Genomic DNA, 17520 nt, shown 5'->3' on the forward strand with positions numbered 1-17520 from the left:
CCTTCCTAATTAAAATGGCAAATCATCATCCGATATATCAATCGGTTTACCATCGCCCGAAAAAGGATCTTGAGTATTGTTGTTACGCGAGAAATTATTGTTGTTATTTCCGCGTCCAGCGTTACCACCGCCACCATATGCTGGTTCTTCAGGCATACTACTTGCACCACTTGAAGTATTTCCACCTTCACGGCTCTGTGAAGATTCCAGGAAACGAACATTATCAGCAATAACTTCAGTTACGTATACACGTTTGCCTTCGTTATTCTCATAATTCCGCACTTGGATGCGTCCTTCAACTGCTGTCAGACGACCTTTGCGCAAGTAATTGGCACAGGTTTCTGCTAGCTGTCTCCAGGTTACAACCGGGATGAAGTCTGCCTCACGTTCACCGTTCTGGCCCGTAAAGTTACGATCTACGGCTAGCGTAAATTGCGTTACGGCAACACCAGCGGGAGTATAACGAAGTTCCGGGTCACGGGTCAACCGTCCGATCAAAATGATACGGTTCAACAATTCTGGTCCCCTCCTTTAGAGCGATTCATTACAAAGCTTGTCAAGATCTTAAGCAACGTCGTTCGTAATGAGATAACGAATAACTTCGTCAGAAATCTTCATAAGACGTTCTAATTCAGTAACTACTGCAGGTTCTGCATTGAAGTTAACCAAAACATAAACGCCATCACGGAATTTCTTGATCTCATACGCAAGACGGCGTTTACCTTGCACTTCGTGCTTTGTAATTTCCCCGCCATTGGAGATGATGCCTTGGAATTTATCGACTGCTGCTTGAACGGCTTCTTGTTCAATGTCAGGACGAATAATGTACATCACTTCATATTTGCGCATAATTTTCACCTCCTTATGGTCTGAGGCCCCTAATCACGTCAGGAGCAAGGAACGAGCACAAACATAGACTCGCACCTGATTAATATACCAAAATGAACAGCAGAGTGCAAGCAATATTAATACAGGACAACCGTTCAACCTCTTTTTACATGAAAAAATCACTACCTGCGCACAATAATTACGAATTCATCTACACTAAAAAAGGAGGAATAATGATGGGTGAGAAAACGGAATATGAAGAAGGCGACAAAGCCCCTAATCCAGGTATGTACACAGAGGTAGGCGAAGCGCGAAGCTTCCATACTGAAATTTCGAATCCACAACACATCAAGATGGAAAAAGGGGATACCTTCCCTGAGACCACCAACAAAAATCGGAAGTGGAAAAAGGTCGAGAAAGCACGCGTACATTAATTCAAGCCTAAACACCTTCGACTTATATTTTTAAAATCCATGTGTATAAAAAAAGCAACACTGCACATACTATTCTCAGGCAGTACAAAAGAGAGGTGTGGTTCCGTTGGCCGTCGTAGACGAACACAATCACAGGAGATCTGATTCAGCATCTAATGTAAGCTGGGAAGAGTAGTGGGTTATTGCCTTAAAAAAGCATTAGCCTCAGCAAAGCCTAAATCACTTTAGTCGCTATAAACAGAGAAATTCCAAACATCATTGATGTACTGCCTCCTGAAGAAGGACCCGAAAGGGCCCTTCTTTTTGCATTGCAAATTGGGCTATCATAGGACACAAAAAAACCTCCGTTACAGGAACGAAGGATTCATTAAATGTTATATTATGCTGAAGTGGCGGAGAGGGTGGGATTCGAACCCACGCACGCTTTGACACGCCTAACTGATTTCGAGTCAGCCCCCTTGGGCCTCTTGGGTACCTCTCCGCAGCAAAAATAATTGTATCATGCAGACATGCCATTTGCAAGCTTATTTATTGTCTGTATTTTCCTCCACAGAGCGTAGTACCTTCTTCATATTCTTCTCGAATTTGGCACGGGGAATCAGAACACTATGCTGACAGCCTGTACACTTAATTCGGATATCCATCCCCATACGAATAATTTCCATTTCATTTGATCCACAAGGATGTTGCTTCTTCATCTGCACTATATCCCCAAGCTGAAAAACTTTACGTTCCACTATTCTTCCCCCTCTTCTCCTTCTTGTGTAGCTGCGATTTGCCGTCTTGATCCAGTGTTTAGCGATTCTGTTACTTCTCGTGCATTTTCTGTTTTTGCAAGATCTATTTCAGCCTTCGCCTCTGCTTCTGCTTTCTTACGTGCTTCCTCTCCAGCTTGAGCCTGCTCCAGCATGCTCTGTTTCTCTAATGCTTGTTTTATATCGTTTTGAATCTGTCTTTCCGCCGCATCTCTTGCATTAGGTGCACAGCTGGCTGCTATGCGTATTACATATTCCGAAGTGCTCATGGACTGTATACCGAGCACATTAGGGTAAGCAAGCACATTTGAGTTACGTTCATCTATGCCCTTTAGGGCCTCTCCAATTAATCCTAATGTGGCTTCCAAGCTTCGCTCCATTTTTACAGGAACATCGACTACAGCCAAAGCATTGGCAAGAGAATAGTTAGTCACATTCGTAATTAAGCCATTTGGGATAATAAATACCTCGCCGGTAGCGCTAAGTAATCTTGTTGTTCGTAAGCCGATTAATTCTACAGTTCCTTTATAAGTACCTGTCTGAATTACATCCCCTACCGCAAATTGGTCCTCCAAAATAATAAAGAACCCTGTAATAACATCCTTCACCAGACTTTGAGCTCCAAAACCTATTGCTAAACCAAGCACACCCGCTCCAGCTAGCAAAGGCGCTAAATCAAAGTGGAATTCTGAAAGTACGAGCATGATCATCACAAAATTACAGATAACCGTTACTACATTTTTCATCAATTCCCCTACTGTAGTAAACCTTCGGGTGTTCGACAGGATTCTGCCCCCGGTTTTGCGTTCAAGCGAACGATCAATAATATTAGAAACAATTTTAATGATAACCCTGGTTAAGAGGAAAATAATAAGAATTCGCAGACCCGAGAATAAGACGTTGGCCCACATATCCGCATCGGTAAACCAGTTCCACACTTTATCTTTAAAACGCAAAGCATCTTTTACAGCTTCACCGGGAGTAGTAGCCTCCAATATCCACCTATTCATATCGTGTATTCCTCCCTACCTCTCTATCAGTATGTAATTCTCGTTGTGTTTTCCGTAAATACCGCGTATTTCAATATTCTGCTCAGATACAATCTTCTGTACCTCTCCCAGCGCACTTTGAAAAAACTGAATCGATATTGCGCAACCTGCCGTGATCTCTTTCGGGGTTGGAAATATATCAATTTCAATCTCCGCATACTCAAGCAGCATTTCAGCACGAAGCGCCTGCTGGGTAGAGTCAAACGCGATCAGCATCTCTTCCTGCATATAGGTTACGCCTCCCATAGGATTATCGTCCTATCTCTTGCCGCTGTAGTATAAAACCCCTCTTCTATCCATATACTAGATACCATCAAATAGAATCAGCTTCAGAAAGGAAGATGGTATGAATTTTTCATCCAAAGCTACATCAGCGCAAGAAACGTCTTGTTTAAAAATATCACATACAGATCCGGATATCTATTCCGCGATTACCCACCGACTACTTTTTCATTTTGCACGTACGCGCCCGGAGACCCAAATTGTCGTCATTTGTGTGGGAACAGATCGATCCACAGGTGATTCTCTTGGTCCTCTTGTTGGTACTGCATTATCACGTTTTCATAGTCCGTTGTTTCATTTATATGGAACTCTTGAAGAGCCTGTTCATGCAGTTAACCTTGAAGAAACTCTATCCCTAATCAACGAAAGATATAGTAACCCCTTTATCATCGGAATAGATGCTTGTTTAGGTCATTCTACTAGTGTGGGCTGCATTCAAGTTGTCGAAGGTCCTTTGAGACCGGGTGCTGGCGTGAATAAACAATTGCCGCCGGTAGGCGATATCCACTTGACGGGAATCGTTAATGTCGGCGGCTTTATGGAGTATTTTGTATTGCAAAACACGCGGTTAAGTTTAGTTATGCGATTATCTGATATTATTGCTACGAGTCTATATTCCGCCTTAAAACAATGGAATCTACATGCTAGGTCCGCTGCAACGCGAGAGTAACAACTTCTTTTTCTTCAGGTGATAGGACATACTGTGACTCGCCATTCTGCATAGGTTTAGAGTAAATATAAGAATTCTCACGATTATGAAGACTCGTTAATACAATACCACTGCTGTTGTCATCCAGTATAGCGACGGAGAAGCTCAAATCATTGCCACGTTCACCGAAGGCATTATAACGCTTCAGTGCAATATTGGACTTCATGCCACGCATTTTAGTTTGAGTAGCTTCTAATACAGCTTTTTGTTCACGTTGTTCTTCTTCCAACATGTCGCTTTGGTTCTTCAGATCAACCAGAAGGCCTTCCAGATCCTCTACACCGCTCCCAGCCATCATGGCCTCATATTTACGCCGCATAGTACGTAACTTAGCCCCCTGAGCGATCACAGTGATTACCAGCACCAACATAATTACTGTAAAAGCAAACACAAACCACTGCAACTGCTCACTAATTAATTGATTCAATTCAGACATGAATGGACCATCCTTTTTATTCATCTGCTGCGGGCATTGCCATATAACTCATCCATAGCAGCCAGCATTCTGCTTATATTATGCTCTGTCGTATCTACACCTACACTCGCCCGAACAGCACCACTCTCTAGCGTGTCAACAGCCTTATGTGCCAAAGGGGTACAATGCATACCCGCTCTGACTGCTATGTTATAATCACGATCTAGACGGTGAGCAATATTCGCCGATTCTTCTCCATCCACTACAAACGATATAATTCCGGTTCTAGGCGCTCCTAGTGAGGGTCCTAATAGTTTAATACCTGGGATGTGGGACAACCCCTCCATCAGTCTCTGAGTTAACATCCACTCTCTCTCATGGATAACATTCGTCCCTAAAGATTGTACCTTTTGAACACCTGCTAGTAAACCGGCAATCCCTACCGTATTTTGCGTTCCTGCTTCATACCGATCTGGACGAACAGAGGGTTGATCACTATTTTCAGATTGACTCCCCGTTCCTCCATACATTAAAGGTTCAAGATCCAATTCAGGCGATATATAAAGTCCACCGGTCCCTTGTGGTCCGAGTAGTCCCTTATGCCCCGGAAATGCCAACAAGTCGATATTCATTTTTTTAACATCAATATCAATTGAGCCTGCGCTCTGAGCAGCATCCACCAGAAATACAGCGTTATGCGATTTAACAATATCACCAATATCACCAACAGGCAGTATGCTACCAAGTAAATTGGAACTGTGATTACAAATCACCATTTTGGTGTTCAGTTGGAAAGCATTTTCGAGCTCCTGTAAATCCAATTGCCCTTCACGATCTACTTTCAGATAATCAACCGTCACCCCTAGTGTCTTACGCAAGTATTCTAGCGGTCGCCTCACAGAGTTGTGTTCTGTCATCGTAGAAATGACATGATCTCCAGCTTTAAGCATCCCTCTGATCGCCATATTCAAACTCATCGTAGTGTTATGAGTAAAGGCTATATCTTGTGCATTAGATACACCAAACAATCCAGCCAGCACACTCCGCGTCCTTACTAACACTCGCCCGCTACCCATCGCCAGCGAGTAATTACCTCTGCCAGCATTCGCTCCTGACTGTAGAGCATTCATCATCGCAGCTGCAACCTCCGGTGGTTTAGGCCACGAAGTAGCTGCATGATCCAGATATACGAAGTCTTCCATAACCTCGCCCCTCATCTAATACTCTTTTTGAAAGTCGTCTTATCCAAAAAAACATACCCCTAATTATCCGATGAAGGATATCTCAGGATATGTTCTTGGCATAGATACCCATTTAGTTACCCAATAATTCCAGCAATCTTTCTAAATCCTGAGCACTGTAGTAATTCAATTCAATCTTTCCTTTTTCCTTACCCTGTTTGATTTTCACTGTTGTTTTAAAACGTTCACGTAATACTTCCTCTACATTATCAATATAGGGGTCACGCTTAACCACCTTGGCTTTAACTCCGTTTGCTGGCTTTCGGTCCAAGTTCTTCACTGTTTCTTCTAGCTCTCTTACACTCCATTGTTGTTCTACGCATTGTTCAGCTAACTGTTTAATCACTTCCGGATCCTTCAAAGCAACAATTGCACGCGCATGCCCCATTGACATTGTTCCACGTGAAACATATTCTTTTACTTCTTCAGGTAAAGAAAGCAATCTTAGGAAATTTGCGATGTGCGATCTGGACTTACCTACCTTAAGCGATAGTTCTTCCTGTGTGAGTGAGAACTGATCCATTAGGCCTTGGTAAGCCACTGCAATTTCCATTGCATTTAAGTTTTCACGTTGCAAGTTTTCAATTAAGGCTATCTCCATGACCTGTTGATCACTAAGATTCCTAACGACTGCTGGAATTGTAGCTTTGCCACAATATTGCGAAGCCCGGAATCTGCGTTCGCCGGCAATGATCTCATATCCCTTCAATACGCTACGGACAATGATTGGCTGAATCACACCATGTTGTCTGATAGATTCTGCTAGTTCTTGGATTGCCTCTTCATTAAAATCTTTACGTGGTTGATATGGATTAGCCCGTAGTTGAGCTAAAGGAATCTCAACTACCTTATCATCCTCATTAATAGATAAAGATGGAATCAGCGCATCCAGACCTTTTCCTAAACGTTTACTCATAAGAAATCACTTCCTTTGCCAACTCTAAATACACTTCCGCTCCTTTAGAGCGAGGATCATAAGTAATTATGGATTGCCCATGTGAAGGTGCTTCACTTAACCGAACATTCCGAGGAATAATGGTTCTATATACTTTCTCTTGGAAATACTTTTTAACCTCTTCTATTACCTGAATTCCCAGATTGGTCCGGGCATCAAGCATAGTCAATAATACTCCCTCTATCTTCAGATGCGGGTTGAGATTTTTTTGCACCAGACGAACGGTGTTTAAAAGCTGACTTAACCCTTCAAGCGCATAATATTCACACTGGATCGGGATAATTACCGAATCTGCTGCAGTAAGAGAATTGATTGTTAAAATACCAAGTGAAGGAGGACAATCGATGATAATATAATCATAATTGTTTTTAACCGCATTCAGCGCCTTCTTTAGCTTTAGCTCTCTGGAAATTGTTGATACCAACTCAATCTCCGCGCCCGCTAATTGAATGGTCGCCGGAATGATGTGCAGTCCTTCATTTTGAGTTTCCAGTATGGTTTCTAGAGGGTTTACCTCATTTATAAGAATGTCATATATACAATTCGCCACGTCCGCCTTGTTGACGCCAACGCCGCTAGTAGTATTACCTTGAGGATCGATATCAACTAGAAGCACTCTTTTTCCTAATGTAGCCATACCGGCACCTAGGTTCACGGAGGTTGTTGTTTTACCGACACCGCCTTTTTGATTTGCTATGGCAATAATCTTGGACACTTATTTCACCTCGAATAGTTAGGAAGAATCTTCTCGTAGATCGCAAGTACAATGTTCCTGACGCTGATGTAGCTTCACACTTTATGAAGAATATAGACAACTATTTTTATACTGGAACTTTAAATACAGGCTGGACCAACACATCTCGGTTCTAGCCATAACAAAGGCGGCCAATCACCTCAGGGCCGCCTTCAGCTTTTGAAACAATTTATCTTTTGGGGATTTGGATTACAATCTCGTAATGGTCGCCACGGTCATTTTCTGACGTTTTGATTTCCATTCCGGAGCCTGTCACCATATCAATAGATTGACGAATTGTATTAAGAGCTAGACGAACATCCTTGGTATAGGAGACCCGTTTCGATTTTTTAGTTTGTGAGACTTGTTTGTAGAAAGCAATACGAGCTTCTGTTTGTTTAACATTTAATCCTTTTGCTATGATCTCTGCTAACACCTTCAGCTGCATTTCCACACTATCGAGTGATAATAATGAACGTGCATGTCTTTCAGAAATCTGACGCTCCATTAATGCGGTCTTAACCTCTTCTGGCAGGTTGAGTAAGCGAATTTTATTAGCTATGGTAGACTGACTTTTACCTAATCGTTGTGCCAAGCTTTCTTGCGTTAATTGATGAAGATCAATTAACTTTTGATAAGCCACAGCTTCTTCAATGGAGGTCAAGCCTTCACGCTGTAAGTTTTCTATAAGCGCAATTGAAGCGGCCTGTGAATCATTGAATTCACGAACAATGGCTGGAATCGTCTCTAAACCAAGCTTTTTAACCGCGCGCCAGCGCCGTTCGCCTGCGATGATTTCGTATACGGAATCGCGCATGCGTACAACTATGGGTTGAATGACCCCATGAGTTTTAATCGTCTGGCATAACTCATCGATCTTATCGTCATCGAATATCGTCCGTGGTTGGTAAGGACTGCTAATGACCTCATGAACTGGTATTTGTTTGATTTCTTCTCCGCTGCTCCGCTCGTTAAATCCAAATAGCTTGGTAAATTGTTCTTTCATTCCGTTCATAACCACCTAATTTCGTTATAGTACGATCTTCTTGACCTTCTTCTCGGAAAGCGTATCGTACAGCAATAAAAAACATTCTGATATTATGAAATCACCTGCTGCTATCAGGCATCATAATCTCTCCTTCTTTCGAACAAGAGTACAGAGAAGGAGTTATATACAAAATTAAAAGTCTACTATGCTATTCTATCACTTTTCTCTACATAATCATATTCTCCGTAAAGACCTATTTTTCCTGCATTTTCATAGTTATACTCTCTCAAAATCATATTCATTTAGTTTATATTTAAATATACGTTCATTTCAGCTCATTCTCGCTATTATCCACAAAAAAAGGTCATCCTCCTTAAAATGGAGAATGACCTTAAATATATTAATGAATCTATAATGTTTCACGTGAAACATTACTTAATTAGTGGTGTTTTGGCAGGAATTCCCGCTTTTCGTGGATACTTAGCAGGACTAGCTCCTGTCTTACGAATAATAACAATATGTCGCGCTGACTCTTCCACTGGTAAGCTGAATGACTCTACTTTGTCGAGCTGAGCACGAAGCTCTTTTAAGCTATACTTCGCCTCACTTAATTCCTCAGAAGGATCGTTTCCCTTCATGGCAGCGAAAACTCCATCCTTACGTGTAAAAGGAAGACAAAATTCATTCAACAAGGATAATCTTGCCACTGCACGCGCAGTCACCAAATCGTAGGCATCACGATGCTTGAATTGCCGGGCAATATCCTCCGCACGACCATGAATTAATTGCACATCAGATAATTTCAGTGTAGTACAGACATGTTGTAGAAAAGAAATTCTTTTACTTAATGAATCAATAATCGTCAGCTTCAAATGTGGAAAACAAATTTTAAGCGGAATTCCTGGGAACCCGGCTCCCGAACCGATATCTGCCAAATTGTTTATCTCATTGAGATCAAGGAAAAAAGCTAGAGAGATCGAATCATAAAAATGTTTCGTGTAAACCTGCTCACGCTCTGTTATGCCGGTGAGATTCATTTTTTCATTCCAGGATACGAGCTCTTTATAGTAGAGATCAAATTGCTCTAATTGTTCTGCTGTAAGTGTAATACCTCGTTCCTGTAAAAGCTGTGTGAATTGAATTTCCGTATTATCCATAAATTATCCTTTCGCCGCGGTTACCCGGTTGTAATGCTCCAGATATACGAGAAGAATGGAGATGTCAGCAGGTGTGACTCCCGCAATCCGAGAAGCCTGCCCGATAGAGATCGGACGGATCTTAGTCAGCTTCTGCCGTGCTTCCATCGCTAATCCATGGATCTCATTATAATTAATGTCATCTGGAATTTTCTTCTTTTCCATCTTTTGCAGGCGCTCCACATGTTGAAGCTGTTTTTCAATATAACCGGCATATTTAATTTGGATTTCAACTTGTTCCTTCATTTCTGCATCCAGCAGCTCCGGTGATGGTGAGACTTGATCTACGAAGCTATATACAAGCTCTGGACGACGCATCAGAACAAGCAAATTGCTGCCGTCTACAATAGGTGCCGATTCATATTGTGCTAGTACATGATTTACCTCAACAGGTTTAACCTTTGTCTCTTGCAGACGAACAATTTCACGCTCCACCCGTTCTTTCTTATCCGTGAAGTTATCAAATCGTTCCTTTGTGATCAAACCAATATCGTAACCAATAGGTGTAAGTCTTAGATCTGCATTGTCATGGCGAAGCAACAACCGATATTCTGCACGTGAAGTAAGCAAACGGTAAGGTTCATTAGTACCCTTAGTCACAAGATCATCAATGAGTACGCCAATGTATCCCTGTGAACGATCTAAAATTACGGGTTCTTTCTCTTGCACTTTGCGCGCTGCATTAATTCCAGCCATTACACCTTGGCCAGCTGCTTCTTCATAACCGGAAGTACCATTGATTTGTCCAGCAGTGAAAAGACCTGGTAGACGTTTAGTTTCAAGAGATGGCCATAGCTGTGTAGGAACCATTGCATCATATTCAATAGCATAACCGTTACGCATCATTTCTACCTTTTCCATACCAGGGATGGAACGCAGAATGGCTAGCTGAACATCCTCAGGAAGACTAGTGGACAGACCTTGTACATAGTATTCCGATGTATTTTTTCCTTCTGGCTCTAAAAAGATCTGATGCTTAGATTTATCACTAAATCTTACAACTTTATCCTCAATAGATGGGCAATAACGTGGACCTGTTCCTTCAATAATACCCGTAAACATCGGTGCACGATGTAGGTTGTCATTAATAATCTGATGAGTAACCTCAGAGGTATAAGTTAACCAACAAGGAAGCTGTTCATTGTCCGATGATTTCGTTTCAAACGAAAAGAATTTAGGCTCCTCGTCGCCAGGTTGAATTTCTGTCTTCGAGAAATCGATCGTATCACGATGTACACGTGGTGGTGTACCAGTTTTAAAACGCACCAATTCAAAACCAAGCTCCCGCAAATTCTCGGATAGCTTCACTGATGGCTGCTGATTGTTAGGTCCACTCTCATATGTCAGTTCACCCATGATCACTTTACCACGCAGGTAAGTACCTGTAGTCAGAATAACTGTCTTACTATGGTATTCGGTTCCAGTCTTCGTAACTACACCTGCACAACGTCCGTCCTCAACGATTAAACGTTCAACCATTCCTTGACGAAGTGTCAAATTAGGCGTTTTCTCCATCGTTTCCTTCATTGTATGTTGGTAAAGGAATTTATCCGCTTGTGCACGTAAAGCATGTACAGCAGGTCCCTTACCCGTATTCAGCATACGAAGTTGAATAAATGTCTTATCTATATTGCGACCCATTTCTCCGCCAAGCGCATCAATCTCACGCACTACATGTCCTTTGGCAGGTCCGCCTATGGACGGATTGCAGGGCATGAATGCAACCATATCCAGGTTAATTGTGATCATCAACGTGCTGCAGCCCATCCGTGCTGACGCTAGAGCTGCCTCACAACCGGCATGACCGGCGCCAATGACGATTACGTCATAGCTACCTCCATCATAACTCATGTCCTGTTTCCCCCTAATTATTATATTAAAATGTAAAACCTATTTTCCTAAACAAAATTGCGAGAATATTTGGTCTAATAACGAGTCTGCTGCTGTATCGCCAATAATCTCACCGAGCTGTTCCCATGCGAGCCGTACATCGATTTGAATCATATCAATCGGAATATACTGTTCCGCGGCATCGTATGCATCCTGTAGTGATTTATAGGCTTTTTTAATCAGTGCTATATGTCTCACATTACTCACATATGTCAAGTCACCCGATTCCAGCTTTCCACCAAAAAAGAGTGTCGAAATGGCATCTTCAAGTTTGTCTAGACCTTCCTCTTCCAGAACGGACATTGGTACGATGTTGGACTCTTCAAAGAAAGAGAGCAACTTATCCTTATCCAGTTTGGACGGTAAGTCCATTTTATTCATGATTACTAGGCATTGTCTACCGTGGATTTGTTCCATCAATGCCAATTCATCCTCATGTAGCTCTTCATTAGCGTTTAGCACAAGTAGAATCAAATCCGCATCGCTAACTGCAGCCTTGGAGCGTTCCACACCAATCTTCTCCACTACATCGATCGTTTCACGAATTCCTGCCGTATCAAGCAGCTTAAGCGGAATGTTGTTTATCGTTATATACTCTTCAATAACATCACGTGTTGTTCCGGGAATATCCGTTACAATCGCTTTGTTATCACGTGCTAATGCGTTTAATAATGAGGATTTACCAACATTGGGACGTCCGACTATAGCTGTCGTTATACCCTCACGAAGTATTTTTCCTTCATTAGAAGTCTTGAGTAACTTTGTGATTCCTTCCATCACTTCACTGCTTTTATCCTTAATAAATTCAGCTGTCATGGATTCTACATCATGCTCTGGATAATCTATATTCACTTCGATATGCGCAAGCATCTCAATAAGTGTATGGCGCAAGGCATGAATTCGATCCGACAAGGATCCGCTAACCTGCTTTAAAGCCACGGAAAAAGCGCGATCTGACTTCGAGCGAATGAGATCAATAACCGCTTCAGCCTGTGATAAATCAATACGTCCGCCCAAGAAAGCACGCTTGGTGAACTCACCCGGCTCGGCTAACCTTATCTCCTGTTGAAGAAGTAAATCCATCACCCTTCTTACAGAGATTACACCCCCATGAGCACTGATCTCTACTACATCTTCGGTCGTAAAAGAACGTGGGCCCTTCATGACGGTTACTAGTACTTCTTCCATCTTCTCTCCGTTATCCGGACTAACGATATGCCCATAATGAACGGTATGCGATTCCGCTTCAGTTAACGGAACTCGGCTACGAAACAAAGGCGCCACTTGGGAAATAGCCTGCGGGCCACTTACCCGAATAATAGCAATTCCTCCCTCGCCTAATGCCGTCGATACGGCAGCAATGGTGTCACTAAGCATGCTGTTTTTCACCCCAAAACCTATATTTTTTTGATCAGAAACGGTCTTATATTGTTAAAAAAGCAATGACCCCTTACATTGGTCAAGGAGTCATTGCATCCATATAGTCTTTACTTCAAAGTTATAACGACGCGGCGATTTGGCTCTTCGCCCTTACTAAGGGTATTCACTTGCCGATGATCCTGTAATCTGGAGTGAATAATTTTCCGCTCCTGAGGTGACATCGGCTCCAATACAACCTCTTTACGAGTCCGAATGACACGACCGGCTAAACGATCAGCCAGCTCTTCGAGAGTTTTTTTACGCCGCTCACGGAAGTTCTCCGCATCTAGCACAAGCCGTATAAAACTGTCGGAGTAACGATTAGCTACGATATTAGCCAAATACTGCAGAGCATCGAGAGTTTGTCCTCTTCTACCAATCAATAGTCCCAAATCTGGACCTGATATCTGCAGAATCGTGGATTCCTTGGTGTGGACGATTTCGACTTCCACTTCGAGCCCCATGCTCTTAGCGACATCCACAATGAAATGAACGGCTTCTTGGTAAGCTTCCTCCACCGGTTGTCCGGAATCTTGGCGCGGCACGCCGCCGTTAGCCTCCTGTTTGCTCTCTCTTGTTGACTGCTGAGGCAGTGACGGAGCACTCGCCGCTGATGCCGGTGCGGCTTCGGCTATCAAGGTTAATTCAACCTTGGCACCTTTCGCACCGATCAATCCCAGGAATCCTCTTGATGGCTGCTCAAGTACGTTGACCGTTACCCGGTCCTTTTGAACTCCAAGCTGGGTAAGTCCCCGTTCTACAGCTTCTTCAATGGTTTTCCCTGTTGCGACGACTTTGCTCATTTTGACTTTTTGGCTCCCTTCGATGCTTTACTGCCGCCTTTACTCTTCACAGCAGCTGAGTCATCTGTACTTTTCACAGCACTTGCGATTGCCAATTTGTGTTTATCATTGTTGCGATATAAGAAATAGTTCTGAACAATAGTGTAAATGTTACTGTATACCCAGTATAGCGGCAATGCTGCTGGGAAGTTGTAGGACATAACGAAAATCAGAACTGGATAAATCATCATCATGAACTGCATTGGCCCTTGTTGTTGCATCGGGTTCATTTTAGTCATCATTCTAGTTTGAATAAATGTTGTTAATGCGGCTAGCACTGGCAAGATAAACAGATGATCGGGCTTACCTAGCTGCAGCCATAAGAAGTCGTGCTCCCGTAGATGTGGGTTATAGTATATCGAGTTGTAGAGAGCGATAAAGATAGGCATTTGTACGATCAGCGGTAAACAACCCGCCATTGGATTAACCTTATTCTCTTGGAACAAACGCATCGTTTCTTGCTGCACCTTTTCAGGTGTGTCTTTATATTTTTTCTGGATCTTTTGGAGTTCCGGTTGAATGGCTTGCATTGCTCGCGAGCTCTTCACCTGTTTAATCGTAAGCGGAAGAATCAGCGTGCGGACAATAATAACCATCACAAGTACGGCTAAACCATATTCTCCGTTAAACCAATCAGCAAACTTGTCCAAGGCAATGGCGAAATAATACACTACATTACTTTGCCAGAAGCCTCCATTCTTTAAATCCTCCGTAGTGTGCGTAACAGCAGTTGACGGAGCGCATCCCGACAGAACAGCTAACGACAACACCATCACTGTGATGAGGAGAAACCATTTTCCCCGTCTAGTCTTCATTAGAGACACTTCAAAACCCCTCTCTTGAACATTCCATTCCACCGTAAATCATACCATAATTATGAATACAAATAAACAAGCCTCTTATGCGTCCTTTATTTGCGGGAAGCCTTGAGTAGCTTGGCTTTGCGCAGTACATGCAGCACGCTTTTTTCGAGCTCACTGTATTCCATGGAAAGCGCTCCTTTTCTTACAATAAACACTATATCGAGTCCACCTGCAATCTCAGATTCATGGTGACGAACGATTTCCTTAACCAATCTTCTCATACGGTTACGGACAACCGCGTTTCCAACCTTCTTACTGACCGATATTCCTACTCTAAATCGCTCTACCTCTTTTTTGCTAAACCAATACACTACAAATTGATGATTCGCAAATGACTTCCCATGGCGATATACACGACTGAAGTCGGCACGGTTTCGTAAACGTAACTTTTTGTGCACGGGAATCTCCTTCATAAAAATCCGGTTAAAAGTGTCCTTCCGAATTTTTTTCTTCTAATAGTATAGTCATTTGGATGTCGCCATAAACGACTGCGACTACAACGCTGAAATTTCTCTTCTATATTATAGAAAGAAAAATATTCTCAACTTCTCACAAAATAATTCTGTATATACGATAAATAGCCCCGCAAAGTGTAGCTAGCGCATTAAGCGAGATCCTAGTCGTTTGCAGAGCAATAAGCATAAACCGCCTTCGGCGTCCTTATAAGAACGGTAACATTTAAATTCTTTAGAATAATAAAAAGCAGTAAAAAAAGACCACCGGAGTGGTCCCTTAGTGGCCTAACTTACGCACTCAAAACTTTTCTGCCTTTCAAGCGGCGAGCTGCCAGCACTTTACGGCCGTTTTTCGTGCTCATTCTTTTACGGAAACCGTGAACCTTCTTGCGTTTGCTCACATTTGGTCTAAATGTCGGTCTCATAATTGCACCTCCCTTACAGGAACTTAATTACTGTCATATAAGCAGAAACGGTCTAAGCCGTCCTTATAGTAGGGACAGTATCTACATGAATCATCATTTAATTATCAAGACATATCCTTACAGAAAACACCTTTATATATTTAAACATATTTTATGCGCAAAAGTCAACCTACTACTGGCTCCAGCCCCTCCCTCTAATTCAAGCTGCTTATCCACAACTTCCATTAGAAAAAAAGTAATCCACAAGATATGACAGTTATCCACCTGTGATCAAAAAATAAAGTCGACTACTCACAAATGAGCACAACCTGTGTATAAAATTATCGAAGCTTTGACGTAAACTGTCGAACCGTAAACAAATTATCAACAATATGTAGTGGTGTTCCTAATAATTGTACACAAGTGATTGAATTTGTGGATAAAATAGCCCTGCTCATTGAAAAATAAGGGGCGTTTTGCTATGATGGTATTACTTTTGAATGTGAATAGATTTGTTTGTTCTCTTAATTATCAACAAGCTGTGGATAAAGTTGTGAACAAATCAAATTTATCCATATTTTTTTGTCTCTTCATATTGCCTACTGGGGATAAATATCAGCACCAACCTATTTTCTTCGACATTTCCACTTCATGGCTGATGCCACATTTGGAAGATTTAAAGGAGTGACAGTCTGTGGACAGCCATACTTCCGAATTATGGCAGCAAATTTTATCGATTATTCAAACCAAATTAAGCAAGCCGAGCTTTGATACCTGGTTTAAGGCTACCAAAGCCGTAACCTTCAACTCCCAGGTTCTCATTATTTCGGCACCTACAACGTTCGCAGTAGAATGGCTGGAAAGTCGCTACACCAAACTAGTAGGAGCTACGGTTTACGAAGTTACAGGGAAACAAGTGGATGTAAAATTCGTCATTGAAGAAAGCAAGCCGCCTGAGCTTGTGGTTCAACAATCGGCTCCCACTCCCGTAGTATCACGAGAAGAAGCACAAACGCATCTACTCAATCCCAAGTACACCTTTGACACTTTTGTAATTGGCTCTGGCAACCGTTTTGCGCATGCAGCCTCACTGGCAGTAGCCGAGGCACCCGCCAAAGCATACAATCCCTTGTTTTTATACGGTGGTGTAGGACTGGGCAAAACCCATTTAATGCACGCCATTGGGCACTATGTTCTGGAACATAACCCAAATAACAAGGTTATTTACATCTCTTCAGAGAAATTCACGAATGAATTTATCAATTCAATCCGTGATAACCGCGGTGAAAGCTTCCGCAATAAGTATCGTAACGTTGACATTTTGCTTATTGACGATATTCAATTCCTCGCTGGAAAAGAGTCCACGCAGGAGGAGTTTTTCCATACGTTCAATGCGCTCCACGAAGAACGCAAGCAAATTATCATCTCCAGCGACCGACCGCCAAAGGAAATTCCCACACTGGAAGAACGCCTACGTTCCCGGTTTGAATGGGGCTTGATTACGGATATTCAACCACCTGATCTAGAGACCCGAATTGCGATTTTGCGCAAAAAGGCGAAAGCAGAGAACCTTGATATCCCTAATGAGGCCATGATGTATATTGCTAACCAGATTGACACCAATATTCGTGAACTCGAGGGTGCATTAATCCGGGTTGTTGCTTACTCATCGCTAACCAACCAGGATGTAACCACTCATTTGGCAGCTGAAGCACTCAAGGATATTATTCCTTCCAGCCGGCCTAAGATGATTACCATCGCTGATATTCAGCAAAAAGTCGGTGAATACTACAATTTACGCCTTGAAGACTTCAAAGCACGAAAACGTACGAAAGCCGTAGCATTTCCACGTCAAATCGCAATGTATCTCTCCCGTGAACTAACGGATTATTCGCTTCCTAAGATTGGCGAGGCATTCGGTGGACGTGACCATACGACCGTAATTCATGCGCATGATAAAATTACACAGTCATTAAAGGTCGATCAGGAGTTGTACAAAGTGGTAAATAATCTTGCGGAGAAAATTAAAAATCCTTCCTAAGAGGAACAAAGAGCCTATACA

At 42.4% G+C, this 17520-nt stretch carries 20 protein-coding genes and 1 tRNA gene; 3 read left to right on the forward strand and 18 right to left on the reverse strand.

The genetic code is table 11. The annotated features are described in order from the left end of the window. Positions 1–9: 9 nt before the first annotated feature. Complete coding sequence (ssb, locus tag ACDZ28_RS08000; RefSeq protein ID WP_036677780.1) at positions 10–516, reverse strand: single-stranded DNA-binding protein; 507 nt, start codon at positions 514–516, stop codon at positions 10–12. 48 nt (positions 517–564) lie between these two features. Then, positions 565–849 (reverse strand): 30S ribosomal protein S6, encoded by a 285-nt coding sequence (gene rpsF, locus ACDZ28_RS08005; RefSeq protein WP_036677776.1) that lies wholly within the window; start codon positions 847–849, stop codon positions 565–567. Between the two features lie 215 nt (positions 850–1064). Here rpsF and ACDZ28_RS08010 point away from each other — a divergent pair, with 215 nt between their 5' ends. After that, entirely contained in the window at positions 1065–1262 is a 198-nt protein-coding gene (locus tag ACDZ28_RS08010; RefSeq protein WP_042131720.1) for a YjzC family protein, read from the forward strand. A 390-nt stretch (positions 1263–1652) separates the two neighbouring features. Here the strand turns inward: ACDZ28_RS08010 and ACDZ28_RS08015 are convergent. The 4 genes from ACDZ28_RS08015 to ACDZ28_RS08030 all read right to left on the reverse strand — a co-directional run bounded on the left by ACDZ28_RS08015 (position 1653) and on the right by ACDZ28_RS08030 (position 3294). Then, positions 1653–1743 (reverse strand) — tRNA-Ser (locus ACDZ28_RS08015). A gap of 43 nt (positions 1744–1786) precedes the next feature. Then, entirely contained in the window at positions 1787–1999 is a 213-nt protein-coding gene (locus ACDZ28_RS08020; RefSeq protein WP_042131721.1) for a DUF951 domain-containing protein, read from the reverse strand. Further along, a complete protein-coding gene (locus ACDZ28_RS08025; RefSeq protein WP_042131722.1) occupies positions 1999–3027 on the reverse strand; it encodes a mechanosensitive ion channel family protein in 1029 nt (342 codons plus the stop codon). The genes ACDZ28_RS08020 and ACDZ28_RS08025 overlap by 1 nt, the downstream gene beginning before the upstream one ends. 15 nt (positions 3028–3042) lie before the next feature. Beyond that, a complete protein-coding gene (locus ACDZ28_RS08030) occupies positions 3043–3294 on the reverse strand; it encodes a DUF3343 domain-containing protein (protein WP_042131723.1) in 252 nt (83 codons plus the stop codon). 118 nt (positions 3295–3412) lie between these two features. Here ACDZ28_RS08030 and yyaC point away from each other — a divergent pair, with 118 nt between their 5' ends. Continuing rightward, positions 3413–4018 (forward strand): spore protease YyaC, encoded by a 606-nt coding sequence (yyaC, locus tag ACDZ28_RS08035; RefSeq protein ID WP_042131724.1) that lies wholly within the window; start codon positions 3413–3415, stop codon positions 4016–4018. On the opposite strand, the gene ACDZ28_RS08040 is transcribed toward yyaC, so the two are convergent. The 12 genes from ACDZ28_RS08040 to rpmH form a co-directional block, all read right to left on the reverse strand. Next, positions 3993–4493: a DUF4446 family protein gene (locus tag ACDZ28_RS08040; RefSeq protein WP_042131725.1), complete on the reverse strand. Its 501-nt coding sequence runs from the start codon at positions 4491–4493 to the stop codon at positions 3993–3995. The genes yyaC and ACDZ28_RS08040 overlap by 26 nt on opposite strands. A gap of 20 nt (positions 4494–4513) precedes the next feature. Further along, a complete protein-coding gene (locus tag ACDZ28_RS08045; protein ID WP_375104420.1) occupies positions 4514–5674 on the reverse strand; it encodes an aminotransferase class V-fold PLP-dependent enzyme in 1161 nt (386 codons plus the stop codon). Positions 5675–5786: 112 nt separating this feature from the next. Beyond that, positions 5787–6629 (reverse strand): ParB/RepB/Spo0J family partition protein, encoded by an 843-nt coding sequence (locus ACDZ28_RS08050; RefSeq protein WP_042131727.1) that lies wholly within the window; start codon positions 6627–6629, stop codon positions 5787–5789. Beyond that, a complete protein-coding gene (locus tag ACDZ28_RS08055) occupies positions 6622–7383 on the reverse strand; it encodes a ParA family protein (protein ID WP_042131728.1) in 762 nt (253 codons plus the stop codon). Before ACDZ28_RS08055 ends, ACDZ28_RS08050 begins: the two co-directional genes overlap by 8 nt. Positions 7384–7591: 208 nt before the next feature. Beyond that, on the reverse strand, positions 7592–8407 hold the full coding sequence (gene noc / locus ACDZ28_RS08060) for a nucleoid occlusion protein (RefSeq protein ID WP_042131729.1): 816 nt from the start codon (positions 8405–8407) through the stop codon (positions 7592–7594). Positions 8408–8820: 413 nt separating this feature from the next. Next, a complete protein-coding gene (rsmG, locus tag ACDZ28_RS08065; protein WP_375104421.1) occupies positions 8821–9546 on the reverse strand; it encodes a 16S rRNA (guanine(527)-N(7))-methyltransferase RsmG in 726 nt (241 codons plus the stop codon). A gap of 3 nt (positions 9547–9549) precedes the next feature. Beyond that, the gene (mnmG, locus tag ACDZ28_RS08070) at positions 9550–11436 is read right to left on the reverse strand and encodes a tRNA uridine-5-carboxymethylaminomethyl(34) synthesis enzyme MnmG (RefSeq protein ID WP_076120617.1); all 1887 of its coding nucleotides are present in this window, start codon (positions 11434–11436) and stop codon (positions 9550–9552) included. Between the two features lie 39 nt (positions 11437–11475). Next, a complete protein-coding gene (mnmE, locus tag ACDZ28_RS08075) occupies positions 11476–12852 on the reverse strand; it encodes a tRNA uridine-5-carboxymethylaminomethyl(34) synthesis GTPase MnmE (RefSeq protein WP_375105319.1) in 1377 nt (458 codons plus the stop codon). A 110-nt stretch (positions 12853–12962) separates the two neighbouring features. Next, on the reverse strand, positions 12963–13697 hold the full coding sequence (jag, locus tag ACDZ28_RS08080; RefSeq protein WP_042131733.1) for an RNA-binding cell elongation regulator Jag/EloR: 735 nt from the start codon (positions 13695–13697) through the stop codon (positions 12963–12965). Then, a complete protein-coding gene (locus ACDZ28_RS08085) occupies positions 13694–14560 on the reverse strand; it encodes a YidC/Oxa1 family membrane protein insertase (RefSeq protein WP_042131734.1) in 867 nt (288 codons plus the stop codon). Before ACDZ28_RS08085 ends, jag begins: the two co-directional genes overlap by 4 nt. Before the next feature lie 86 nt (positions 14561–14646). Beyond that, a complete protein-coding gene (gene rnpA, locus ACDZ28_RS08090) occupies positions 14647–14997 on the reverse strand; it encodes a ribonuclease P protein component (RefSeq protein WP_042131735.1) in 351 nt (116 codons plus the stop codon). Positions 14998–15344: 347 nt separating this feature from the next. Further along, complete coding sequence (gene rpmH / locus ACDZ28_RS08095; RefSeq protein WP_039295761.1) at positions 15345–15479, reverse strand: 50S ribosomal protein L34; 135 nt, start codon at positions 15477–15479, stop codon at positions 15345–15347. Positions 15480–16152: 673 nt separating this feature from the next. On the opposite strand from rpmH, the gene dnaA reads away from it, so the two are divergent. After that, positions 16153–17499: a chromosomal replication initiator protein DnaA gene (dnaA, locus tag ACDZ28_RS08100; protein ID WP_042123043.1), complete on the forward strand. Its 1347-nt coding sequence runs from the start codon at positions 16153–16155 to the stop codon at positions 17497–17499. Positions 17500–17520 lie beyond the last annotated feature (21 nt).

Origin of the sequence: Paenibacillus sp. RS8, assembly GCF_041956825.1 — a bacterium.
Lineage (GTDB): Bacteria > Bacillota > Bacilli > Paenibacillales > Paenibacillaceae > Paenibacillus_AQ.